Raw genomic sequence first — 12,086 nt, 5'->3', positions numbered from 1 at the left:
CTCGGGTGGGGGGGTGGGGGGGGGGGGCGCTGTGCGCGCCCGGCTCCCGCTTCTGTTCGGGGGGTTTGTTTCCCGGGGCGCCCGCCCCCCGGCCCCCCCCCCCCCCCCCCCCGCGCTACTTGCTGCCGCTCAATCCCTGTTGTGCGGCGTTTGAATAAACCCGCGGTTATGCGTCGGGCTGATCAGCAGTTCGTTGATGCACACTCGCGCCGGCATGCTCGCGATGAAGGCGATGGTGCGGCCGAGATCTTCGGATTGCAGCATCCTGGCCTGCTCCTCCTCGCTTGGCACCACCGGGCGCAGCTTCAGGATCGGGGTCGCCACCTCGCCCGGCATCAGGCAGCAGGCGCGCAAGCCGTTGACGCATTCATCCATGTTGAAGGAATGGGTCAGCGCCAGCACCGCATGCTTGGTCGTGGTGTAGGCGGGGCCCGGCATTTTCGAGACGTGGCGGCCGGCCCAGGAAGAGACGTTGATGATGGAGCCGTCCTGCTGCTTGCGCATCGTCGGCAGCACCGCGCGCATGCAATAGAGCACGCCGTTGAGATTGACCTGGACCAACTTATCCCAGCCCTCCAGTTCCATGTCCTTCCAGCTGCGCTTGGGGACATTGATGCCGGCATTGTTGACCAGCAGGTCGATCCGGCCGTGCTTCGCGACGATTTGATCGGCCGCCTTCTGAGCCGCGGCGGCGACCGACACGTCCAGCGCGATGGCCTCGGCGGCCCCGCCCGCCCCGGTGATCTTCGCAACCACGGTATCGAGGGCGTCCTTGCGCCGGCCCGAGACCACCACCGTCCAGCCGTCGGCCGCCAGCGCTTCGGCGCCGGCCTCCCCGATCCCACTGCCGCCGCCCGTGACCCAGGCCACGCGTTTCCCGTTTTTGGTCATGCAAACTGTCTCCGTTGCTTCATCGGGGCGGTTTTTGCTAATCCAGCCCTCGGTTTTGACCGGCCTTGTCTGACGAGCCTTGTGGTCGAGGAAATCTTGCATGAACCAAGCTGCCAACGCCAATCTGTTTTCCCGCCTGTTCGACGGCCTCGACGATCCGAAACGCCTCGCGATCGAGACGCATGACGGGGCCCGCATCATCTATGGCGATTTGATCGCCCGGGCCGGACAGATGGCCAATGTGCTGGTCGCGCGCGGCGTGAAGCCCGGCGACCGCGTTGCGGTTCAGGTCGAGAAATCCGTGGCCAACATCGTGCTTTATTTGGCCACGGTGCGGGCCGGCGCGGTCTACCTGCCGCTCAACACCGCTTATACGCTGAACGAGCTCGACTATTTCATCGGCGATGCCGAGCCCTCGCTGGTGGTCTGCGATCCCTCCAAGGCGGAGGGCCTCGGTCCCATCGCGGCCAAGGTGAAGGCGAAAATCGAGACACTCGGGCCTGACGGCAAGGGCTCGCTGACGGACGCCGCCGACAAGGCGAGCAGCGAATTCACCACGGTGTCGCGCGCAAACGACGATCTCGCCGCGATCCTCTACACCTCCGGCACCACCGGCCGCTCCAAGGGCGCGATGCTGACCCACGACAATCTGGCGTCGAACTCGCTCTCGCTGGTCGGCTTCTGGCGCTTCACCGACAAGGACGTGCTGATCCACGCGCTGCCGATCTACCACACCCACGGCCTGTTCGTGGCGACCAACGTGACGCTGTTCGCGCGGGCGTCGATGATCTTCCTGCCGAAGCTCGACCCGGATCTGATCATCAAGCTGATGGCGCGCGCCACGGTGCTGATGGGCGTGCCGACGTTCTATACCCGCCTGCTCCAGAACGCCGCGCTGTCGCGAGAAACCACACGACACATGCGGCTGTTCATCTCGGGCTCCGCGCCGCTGCTGGCCGAAACCCATCGCGAATGGTCGGCCCGCACGGGGCATGCGGTGCTCGAGCGCTACGGCATGACCGAGACCAACATGAACACCTCGAATCCCTATGACGGGGAGCGCGTGCCCGGCGCAGTCGGCTTTCCGCTCCCCGGCGTCTCCGTTCGCGTCACCGATCCCGAGACCGGCAAGGAGCTGCCGCGCGACGAGATCGGCATGATCGAGGTCAAGGGCCCGAACGTGTTCAAGGGCTATTGGCGCATGCCGGAGAAGACGAAGGCGGAATTCCGCGACGACGGTTTCTTTATCACCGGCGACCTCGGCAAGATCGACGCCAAGGGTTACGTCCACATTCTCGGCCGCGGCAAGGATCTCGTCATATCCGGCGGCTTCAACGTCTACCCAAAAGAAATCGAGAGCGAGATCGACGCCATGCCAGGCGTGATCGAATCCGCCGTGATCGGCGTGCCCCACGCCGATTTCGGCGAGGGCGTTACGGCGGTGCTGGTCTGCAACAAGGGCGCCGATGTGACCGAGGCCGCGGTGTTGAAGGCACTCGACGGGCGCTTGGCAAAGTTCAAGATGCCCAAGCGCGTCTTCGTCGTCGACGAGCTGCCGCGCAACACGATGGGCAAGGTGCAGAAAAACGTGCTGCGGGATACGTACAAGGATCTTTACGCGAAGAAATAGGGGCGTGCTGTAACAGTATGACAGCGCCAATTTCGCTGTCGTCCTGGCGAAAGCCAGGACCCCTTACCCCGAGGGGTGGTTTGGCGAAGACTCGTGGTTGTCAGTCTCGAGTCACACTTCTGGCTGGGGCAATGGGTCCTGGATCGGCGCTCGCTCCGCGAGCTTGTCCAGGACGACGATGAAGAGACAGTGCGCGATAAGCTCCGTCACAGCCCGCCCACCAAGCTCATCACAAACCGGCTGCCGACAATAAACAGATAGCACCCGAACGCGACTTCCAGCCTCCGCTTCGACATCGCATGCGCGGCTCTGACGCCAAGCGGCGCCGTCACAAGGCTCATTGGCATCACCAGGACCGCGCCGATCAGCGAGACGTAGCCGAGCGCGAACGGGACTTGCAGGGCTGCAACGCCGGGATAGTGCGCGGCCGCAGGCCAGCCGGCATAGATGTAGCCGAGCGCACCGGGGATCGAGATCAGCACCGCGAGGGCCGACGAGGTCGCGACCGCCTGATGGATTGGGCGGCCGTAGAAGGTCATCAGCAGATTCGAAAACAGTCCGCCGCCGATGCCCATCAAGGTCGATAAAATGCCGACGCAGAAGCCGTAGACTCGCATCAGCGGCCCCTTCGGCAAATCATCGGCGAGCTTCCAGCTCGCGCGCGCGAAGATCAGCCGTACCGCGGCCGACCAGGCAACGGCGACGAACACGATCTTGAACAGCCGCTCCGGTGCGTAGCGCGCGACCACGCTGCCGGCGACGACGCCGATCAGGATCGGCAGCCACCAGACCCGAAGGATCGCAAGATCGACGGCGCCGCGCCTGTAATGCGCCTGGAACGAACGGATCGAGGTCGGAACAATGACAGCAAGCGAGGTACCGATGCAGAGCGGCATCCGCACCTCCAGCGGCACACCCGCGATGCGGAAGCACTCGTAGAATACCGGCACCAGAATCGCGCCGCCGCCGATGCCGAACACGCCGGCCAAAAATCCGGAGAGCGCGCCCGTTGCGATCAGCAGCAGCGCGAGCTCGGCGATCTCCTTGATATCAAGTCCTGCAATCACCCCTGACCCGCCCCGGCGATGGCTCGCAGCTTCTCCGAGGCATCGCTCGGACAGCTACCCGCAATGCTCTAGGCGATCTGATTTGGCGGGTCGACCGCCGCATCGCCGGTCTGGGGTGGGATGCGGGGTGCGCATATCCGCCCGTCCCGCGAAAAATCGGCGCGCTCGGCGGAAATTAGGGGTTGCTCGCCGACCGTCCCTGCCGGCTCGGACGTCATGAACCGACTGGTTCGAACCCTGGCCGGCCCGTAGCGGCTTAGAGCCGTTCCAATAGTAATTTCAATGCGTCTCGGGGCCCATTGTAAGAGATGAATTTATGTTCGATCTTTAGCCGGTGCGCCACCGCTCTGGTATACCAAGTGCCCGATTGGCCTTGTTACATCAAGGGCCTAGAGCTGAACCCAAGTTCGATTTATGGCGATTTGGTGATTGCGCAGGTGAAATCGACTCCGTAAATAGAGCCGACCTTTCGCGATCCCCGCGCGCCCCATGCTGGGCCGCAATAAAGCAATTGAAGCCCATGACCGCACGGATCGAACGACCGCTTTCACCGCACATACAGACCTACCGCTGGACGCTGACGATGGCCCTTTCCATCGTCCATCGCGCCACCGGAATTGCCCTCTACGCCGGAACGCTGCTGCTGGCCTGGTGGCTGATTGCGGCGGCCTCAGGCCCCGCCGCCTATAGCCACGTCCAGGCCTTCACCGGCAGCATCATCGGCCGGCTGATCGTGTTCGGCTTCACCTGGGCGCTGATGCACCACATGCTCAGCGGCATCCGGCATTTCGTCTGGGACCTCGGCTACGGCTTCAAGGCCAATGAGCGCGAAGCGTTGACCTGGGGCGCGTTGATCGGTGGCGTCGTGCTCACGGTCCTGGTCTGGATCATCGCCTACGCGATCGGAGGCGGACGATGAGTTTCGACGAATCCCACGGCGCTCCGAAGGGCTCCTCCATGCGCACCCCGCTCGGCCGCGTGCGCAATCTCGGCGCGGCGCATTCGGGCACCTCCGATTTCTGGCGCCAGCGCATCACCGGCGTCGCCATGACGCTGCTGATGATCCCTGTGATCGTGATCGTGATGATGCTGCTCGGCCGCAACCAGGCCGGTGCCGCACAGATCCTGGGCTCGCTGCCGGTCGCGGTGATCCTGCTGCTCTTCATCTTCGCCAGCGCCTGGCACATGAAGATCGGCATGCAGGTCGTGATCGAGGACTACATCCATAACGAGAAGCTGAAGCTCATCTCGATCATGCTCAACAACTTCTTCTCGTTCGCCGTGGCGCTGGCCTCGACCTACGCGATCCTGAAACTTTCCTCCGGAGTCTAAGCCATGCCAACCGGAACATCGGCCACAGATACCAATGGCAAGGCCAACGGCGCTCCCGCCACCAACGGCAAAGCCTATCCGATCGAAGACCACACCTACGACGTCGTCGTGGTCGGCGCCGGCGGCGCGGGCTTGCGCGCCGTGGTCGGCTGCAGCGAAGCCGGCCTCCGCACCGCCTGCATTACCAAGGTGTTTCCGACCCGCTCGCACACGGTCGCGGCGCAGGGCGGCATCTCGGCGTCCCTCGGCAACATGCACAAGGACGACTGGCGCTGGCACATGTACGACACCGTGAAGGGGTCGGACTGGCTGGGCGACCAGGACGCGATCGAATACATGGTTCGCAACGCGCCCGAGGCGGTCTACGAGCTCGAGCACTGGGGCGTGCCGTTCTCGCGCACCGAAGACGGCAAGATCTACCAGCGCCCGTTCGGCGGCATGACGCTGGACTACGGCAAGGGCCAGGCGCAGCGCACCTGCGCTGCCGCCGACCGCACCGGCCACGCCATGCTGCACACGATGTACGGCCAGTCGCTGCGCCACGCGGCCGAGTTCTTCATCGAGTTCTTTGCCATCGACCTGATCATGGACGACCAGGGCACCTGCCGCGGCGTCATCGCGCTCAAGCTCGACGACGGCACGCTGCACCGCTTCCGCGCCCAGTCCGTGATTCTGGCGACCGGCGGCTATGGCCGCGCCTACGCGTCCTGCACCTCGGCGCACACCTGCACCGGCGATGGCGGCGGCATGGTGCTGCGCGCCGGCCTGCCGATGCAGGACATGGAGTTCGTGCAGTTCCACCCGACCGGCATCTACGGTTCGGGCTGTCTCGTCACCGAAGGCGCGCGCGGCGAAGGCGGCTATCTCGTCAACTCCGAGGGCGAGCGCTTCATGGAGCGTTATGCGCCCTCCGCCAAGGATCTCGCCTCGCGTGACGTCGTCTCGCGCGCGATGACCATCGAGATCCGGGAGGGGCGCGGCGTCGGCAAGAAGAAGGACCACATCTTCCTTCATCTCGACCATCTCGATCCCGCGGTGCTGGCCGAGCGCCTGCCGGGCATCTCGGAATCCGCAAAGATCTTCGCCAATGTCGACGTGACGCGCGAGCCGATCCCGATCGTGCCGACCGTGCACTACAACATGGGCGGCATCCCGACGAATTATCACGGCGAAGTCCTGACCAAGAAGGACGGCGACGACAACGCCATCATCCCCGGCCTGATGGCGATCGGCGAGGCCGCCTGTGTGTCAGTGCACGGCGCCAACCGTCTCGGCTCCAACTCGCTGATCGACCTCGTCGTGTTCGGCCGCGCCGCGGCGCTGCGCCTCGCCGAGAAGCTCACGCCGAACGCCAGCCAGCCGGAATTGCCGGCGAACTCGTCCGACCTGGCGCTCGGCCGGCTCGACCATTACCGCTACGCCTCCGGCGGCACGCCGACCGCGAAGCTGCGCGAAGGCATGCAGCACGTGATGCAGAACAATTGCGCGGTGTTCCGCACCGGCGACATCCTGAGCGAAGGCCAGAACCTGATCGAGAAGGTCCATAGCGGCATCACCGACATCGCCGTGTCCGACCGTTCGCTGGTGTGGAATTCCGACCTGATCGAGACGCTCGAATTCGACAATCTGATCGCGCAGGCGGTGGTGACGATGAACTCGGCCGCCAACCGCACCGAGAGCCGCGGCGCGCATGCCCGCGAGGACTTCTCCGAGCGCGACGACAAGAACTGGATGAAGCACACGCTGGCCTGGCTGGAAGATTCCGGCAAGGTCAAGATCGAGTACCGCCCGGTTCACGACTACACCATGACCAACGACGTGCAGTACATCCCGCCGAAAGCTCGCGTTTACTAAACGGCACGCGTGTACTGAGCGAACAGCGAAAGCTTTATCGAAATGGTTGAATTCGCACTTCCGAAGAACTCAAAGATCACCGGCGGCAAGACCTGGCCGAAGCCCGCGGGCGCGACTGAAACTCGCGAATTCCGCGTCTACCGCTGGAATCCGGACGACGGCAAGAATCCGAGCGTCGACACCTATTACGTCGACACCCAGGATTGCGGGCCGATGGTGCTGGACGGCCTGATCTGGATCAAGAACAACATCGACCCGTCGCTGACCTTCCGCCGCTCCTGCCGCGAAGGCGTCTGCGGCTCCTGTGCGATGAACATCGACGGCCAGAACACGCTGGCCTGCACCCGCTCGATGCACGACGTGAAGGACGGCGCGGTGAAGATCAATCCGCTGCCGCACCAGCCTGTCGTGAAGGACCTCATCCCCGACCTCACCAATTTCTATGCACAGTACGCTTCGGTCGAGCCGTGGCTGAAGACGACGTCGCCGACGCCGCAGAAGGAATGGAAGCAGAGCCACGAGGACCGCGAGAAGCTCGACGGCCTCTACGAGTGCATCCTCTGCGCCTGCTGCTCGACCTCGTGCCCGAGCTATTGGTGGAACAGCGAGCGCTATCTCGGTCCCGCCGCGCTGCTCCAGGCCAACCGCTGGGTGTCGGATTCGCGGGATGAAGCGACCGGCGAGCGGCTCGACAATCTCGAGGATCCGTTCCGCCTCTATCGCTGCCACACCATCATGAATTGCGCCAAGGCCTGCCCGAAGGGCCTCAACCCGGCGGAGGCCATCGCGGAGCTCAAGCTCAAGATGGTCGAGCGCCAGATCTAGGCGTCATTCATGCTGCGATCCCCGGCCGGAACGGCCGGGGCATTCTACGGCGGGCAGGTGTTCGAGTGGATTTTGCCTCCGCCCCTGCGCGCGCGAGCCGGGGGATTGCAACCTCTGGTTCCCGCTACAAGCCGCTTCCTTCCCGGCGCGAAATTCAAGTAAGCTCTCCGGTGTGGGACCGGAGCGACCGTGCAGGGCGCACAACGCAATTCGCTGAGATTGCTGCAGTGGATGATGGCCACGTCCCTGGCGCTGCCGATTGCACTGTTCGCGATCGCCGCCTCGATCTCCTACACCTCGACAAAAGCCATCGCAGACCGCGAGATCGAGCGCACCCTCGATGTCGCGCACGAGCACGCGCTCAAGGTGTTCGAGACCATCGACCGGAGCCTCGCCGAGATCAACGAGGTGGTGCGCGGCATGCCCGACGACATCATCCGCGCGCGCGAACCGGCCCTGCACCGCCGCCTGAAGCAGCTGACCGATTCGCTGCCGCAGCTGAAATCAGCCTGGATCTTCGATGCGGACGGAAAGTCGCTCGTCAACAGCCTGGCCTCACCGCCGCCGGCGCAGAGCTTTGCGGACCGCGACTACTTTGCGGCCCATGTCGATCAGACTATCGGCAGCTACATCGGCGTTCCCCTGACGCCGCGCCAGCCCTATCAGGGCGCGCGCTTCTTCGGAGTCAGCCGCCGCCGCGGCTCCGACGACGGCAGCTTCATCGGCGTGATCCAGGCCTCTGTCCTGCCGGAATATTTCGAGAGCTTTTACGCCAGGATCGGCTCCGATCCCGGCAGCTTCCTCGCGATGGGGCGCACGGACGGCGTGGTGCTGGCGCATCTTCCGCGGCTGGACCGCGACGTCAGGCTCGATCCTAACGGGCCGGTCGGCCGGAGCATCGCAGCTCACCCCGAGCATGGCCTCATCACCATCGTCTGGCCGTCGGACGAGGTCGAGCGGCGCATCGGCTACCGACGCATCGCCGAATACCCGATCTATGTCAGCGCGGGGCTGGAGACCTCGGCGATCCGCAAGCGCTGGTTCGCCACCATGGGCCAGCATCTGGTGTTCGGCATTCCCGCCACCGCGCTGCTGTTTCTGCTGCTGGCGTTCGCGTTCCGGCGCACCCAGCATCTCCAGGCCGAGGCCGCAGCGCGGCGCGAAGCCGAGGAGGCGCTCAAGCACAGCCAGCGCCTGGAGGCACTCGGGCAGCTCACCGGCGGCGTCGCGCACGACTTCAACAACCTCCTGACCGTGATTCGCGCTTCCGTCGACCTGCTGAACCGGCCGCAACTGAGCGAGGAGCGGCGGCAGCGCTACATCACCGCCATCGCGGACGCGGTCGGGCGCGCGGCCAAGCTGACCTCGCAGCTGCTCGCCTTCGCACGGCGCCAGACCTTGAAGCCGGAAGTGTTCGATGTCGGCGCGCGGCTGCAGTCGCTGCAGGACATGCTCGCGACGCTGCTCGGGCCCGCGATCGAAATCGCGATGCGGCTGCCGACCGAGCCCTGCCTCGTCGATGCCGATGCGAGCCAGTTCGAGACGGCGCTGATCAACATGGCGACGAATGCGCGCGATGCCATGCACGGCAAGGGCAGGATCGTCTTCAAGGTCGAGGCCGCGGCGACCATTGCGGACACACGGGCTCCCGTCTCGGGCAACGCTGACCTTCCTGGCAACCACGACCTTTCCGGCAAACATGGCTTCGTCGGCATTGCCGTCAGCGACACCGGCATCGGCATTCCGGCTGCGCGGCTGGAGCGCATCTTCGAGCCGTTCTTCACCACCAAGCAGGTCGGCCACGGCACCGGTCTCGGCCTGTCGCAGGTGTTCGGCTTCGCCCGGCAGTCCGGCGGCGAAGTGACAGTCACCAGCGAGGTGGGCTGCGGCAGCACCTTCGCGCTCTATCTGCCGCGCGTGGCGCCGCATTTGTTGCCGCAGCGGCAGGCACCGAACACCGCGCCGGCCGTGGCCGGCAGCGGCATGTCGGTGCTGCTGGTCGAGGACAATATCGAGCTCGCCAATTTCGCGGCCGACGGCCTCACCGAGCTCGGCTACAGCATCACGCTGATCGACAATGCAACCGATGCACTCGCCGAGCTGATTATGGATTCCGATCGCTTCGATGTCGTCTTCTCGGACATCGTGATGCCCGGCATGACCGGGCTCGATCTCGCGCAGGCGGTCCGCGACCGCGGCATCGGCGTGCCGGTCGTGCTGACCACCGGCTACAGCGAGGCGCTGTCCCAGGACGGCAACATCGATGTCGAGCTCGTGCAGAAGCCCTACGCGATCGATCAGTTGTCGCGTGTGCTGCACCGGTTCGCACGGCTCCGCCGGGTCCGCGACGGCGCCGCTGAGTGAGTCGACACTGGGAACCTGCGGGAACCTTTTGATTTAGCTTGCGTTATCCGACCATGCAAAAGCCGGCCAGAAAGCGCGAATCGGGCAAGAAGCCGCCCATTGTCGAAATCGTCGGCGAGACCGGCGAGGAAGTGGCTCCGCCGCCGCCCGAGCTGGTCGAACCCGACCCGGAGCTATCGCCCGAAGAGGCCGAGCAGGCCCGCAAGGACTATCTCCTCACCCGCTTCTGGATCAGCGCGCGCGGCTTCTGGGGCCGCAACGGCGACCGGCTGGCGTGGCTCTACTCCATCGGCCTCGGCGTGCTGATCGTCCTCACCGTCGGTTTCCAATACGGCATCAATGTCTGGAATCGCGCGATCTTCGACGCGATCGAGAAGCGCGAGGCGTCCACCGTCTTCCATCTCACCGCGGTGTTCTTCCCGCTCGCGATCGGCAGCATCGTGCTCGGCGTGGCGCAAGTGTTCGCGCGCATGGGCATCCAGCGGCGCTGGCGGGCGTGGCTGACGGCCAGCGTGCTGACGCGCTGGCTCGGCAATGGCCGCTATTACCAGCTCAATCTCGTCAGCGGCGACCATAAGAATCCGGAATACCGGATCGCGGAGGATCTGCGCGTCGCGACCGATTCGCCGGTGGATTTCCTCGCCGGCGTGACGTCCGCGCTGCTGTCGGCCGTGACCTTCATCGTCGTGCTCTGGACCATCGGCGGCGCGCTCACCGTCACGCTTGCGGGATCGTCGGTGACCATTCCCGGCTTCCTGGTGATCGCCGCGATGCTTTATGCGGGAATCGCATCGGGCTCGATCCTGGTGATCGGCCGCCAATTCGTGCAGGTCTCGGAGGACAAGAACCAGGCCGAAGCCGATTTCCGCTACACGCTGACGCGCGTGCGCGAGAACGGCGAGAGCATCGCGCTGCTCGGCGGCGAGGCGGAAGAGCGCGACGGCATCGACCGCAATTTCACCAACGTACTGCGGCAATGGGCGCGGCTCGCGGGTCAGCACATGCGCACCACGCTGGTGTCGCAGGGATCGAGCCTCGTTGCGCCGGTCGTGCCGCTGCTGCTCTGCGCGCCAAAATTCCTCGACGGCAGCATGACGCTGGGTCAGGTGATGCAGGCGGCTTCCGCCTTCACCATCGTGCAGAGCGCGTTTGGCTGGCTGGTCGACAATTATCCGCGGCTCGCCGATTGGAATGCCTGCGCTCGCCGCATCGCCTCGCTGATGATGTCGCTCGACGGCCTCGAGCGCGCGGAGCAGGGCGACGGCTTCGGCCGCATCAAGCGCGGCGAGACCAGCAACGACGCCATGCTGGAGCTGAAGGATCTCTCGGTCACGCTCGACGACGGTACCGCCGTGGTTGGCGAGACGGAGGTGGTGGTCGAACGTGGCGAGCGGCTGCTGGTGGCCGGCGAATCCGGCACCGGCAAGAGCACGCTGGTGCGCGCCATCGCCGGGCTCTGGCCATGGGGTGGCGGCAGCGTCAATTTCCATCCCGACCGGCGGCTGTTCATGCTGCCACAGCGGCCCTACGTACCATCCGGCTCCTTGCGTCGCGCCGTTGCCTATCCCGGCGCGGAAGACGACTGGACCGTCGAGGAGATCGGCGAGGCCCTGCACAAGGTCGGCCTCGACCATCTCAAGGAGAAGATCGAGGAAGAAGCACCGTGGGACCAGACGCTGTCCGGCGGCGAGAAGCAGCGCCTCGCTTTCGCGCGACTGTTGCTGCACAACCCTGATATCGTGGTGCTCGACGAGGCGACCTCGGCGCTCGACGAGAAGAGCCAGGACAAGATGATGAAGATGGTCACCGACGAGCTGCCGAAGGCCACCATCGTCAGCGTCGCGCACCGTGTCGAGCTGGAAGCCTTCCACAGCCGCAAGATCGTGCTGGAGCGCCGCAAGGGCGGCGCCAAGCTCGTCAGCGACATCGACCTGATCCCGCGCAAGGGCAAGCGCAAGCTGCTCGGCCGCTTCCTGCGCCAGCGCAAGGCGCCACCGAAGAAGGCGGCTTGACCTGTAGCGGGGGGGGGGGGGGGGGGGGGGGCGGGGGGGGGGTGGGGGGGGGGGGGCCCCCCCCCGGGGGGGGGGGGGGGGGGGGGGGGGGGGGGGGGGGGGGGGGGGGGG

At 65.4% G+C, this 12,086-nt stretch carries 9 protein-coding genes; 7 read left to right on the top strand and 2 right to left on the bottom strand.

The features are described 5' to 3' along the window. Positions 1-129: 129 nt before the first annotated feature. Positions 130-891, bottom strand: a complete 762-nt coding sequence (locus tag AC0L2J_RS30910; RefSeq protein WP_007598784.1) for an SDR family oxidoreductase — start codon at positions 889-891, stop codon at positions 130-132. A gap of 100 nt (positions 892-991) precedes the next feature. Between AC0L2J_RS30910 and AC0L2J_RS30905 the strand changes: the two genes are divergently transcribed. Continuing rightward, a complete protein-coding gene (locus AC0L2J_RS30905; RefSeq protein WP_473395517.1) occupies positions 992-2,521 on the top strand; it encodes a malonate--CoA ligase in 1,530 nt (509 codons plus the stop codon). Positions 2,522-2,727: 206 nt separating this feature from the next. Here AC0L2J_RS30905 and AC0L2J_RS30900 read toward each other — a convergent pair whose 3' ends face one another. Continuing rightward, entirely contained in the window at positions 2,728-3,588 is an 861-nt protein-coding gene (locus AC0L2J_RS30900) for a sulfite exporter TauE/SafE family protein (protein ID WP_473395516.1), read from the bottom strand. 520 nt (positions 3,589-4,108) lie between these two features. Between AC0L2J_RS30900 and sdhC the strand changes: the two genes are divergently transcribed. From sdhC to AC0L2J_RS30870, 6 genes are all read left to right on the top strand, one after another. After that, positions 4,109-4,507: a succinate dehydrogenase, cytochrome b556 subunit gene (sdhC, locus tag AC0L2J_RS30895; protein WP_007604228.1), complete on the top strand. Its 399-nt coding sequence runs from the start codon at positions 4,109-4,111 to the stop codon at positions 4,505-4,507. Next, the gene (gene sdhD / locus AC0L2J_RS30890) at positions 4,504-4,920 is read left to right on the top strand and encodes a succinate dehydrogenase, hydrophobic membrane anchor protein (protein ID WP_007604227.1); all 417 of its coding nucleotides are present in this window, start codon (positions 4,504-4,506) and stop codon (positions 4,918-4,920) included. Before sdhC ends, sdhD begins: the two co-directional genes overlap by 4 nt. A gap of 3 nt (positions 4,921-4,923) precedes the next feature. Further along, positions 4,924-6,774, top strand: a complete 1,851-nt coding sequence (gene sdhA, locus AC0L2J_RS30885) for a succinate dehydrogenase flavoprotein subunit (RefSeq protein ID WP_007604226.1) — start codon at positions 4,924-4,926, stop codon at positions 6,772-6,774. A gap of 42 nt (positions 6,775-6,816) precedes the next feature. Then, positions 6,817-7,599 (top strand): succinate dehydrogenase iron-sulfur subunit, encoded by a 783-nt coding sequence (locus tag AC0L2J_RS30880; protein ID WP_007604225.1) that lies wholly within the window; start codon positions 6,817-6,819, stop codon positions 7,597-7,599. A gap of 189 nt (positions 7,600-7,788) precedes the next feature. After that, positions 7,789-9,963: an ATP-binding protein gene (locus tag AC0L2J_RS30875; protein WP_473395515.1), complete on the top strand. Its 2,175-nt coding sequence runs from the start codon at positions 7,789-7,791 to the stop codon at positions 9,961-9,963. A 53-nt stretch (positions 9,964-10,016) separates the two neighbouring features. Next, the gene (locus AC0L2J_RS30870; RefSeq protein ID WP_007604223.1) at positions 10,017-11,975 is read left to right on the top strand and encodes an ABC transporter ATP-binding protein/permease; all 1,959 of its coding nucleotides are present in this window, start codon (positions 10,017-10,019) and stop codon (positions 11,973-11,975) included. Positions 11,976-12,086 lie beyond the last annotated feature (111 nt).

This window comes from Bradyrhizobium sp. MV1.5, assembly GCF_055807615.1.
The sequence above is the reverse complement of the archived record's forward strand: the minus strand, read 5'-3'. Positions and strand labels throughout refer to the sequence as shown.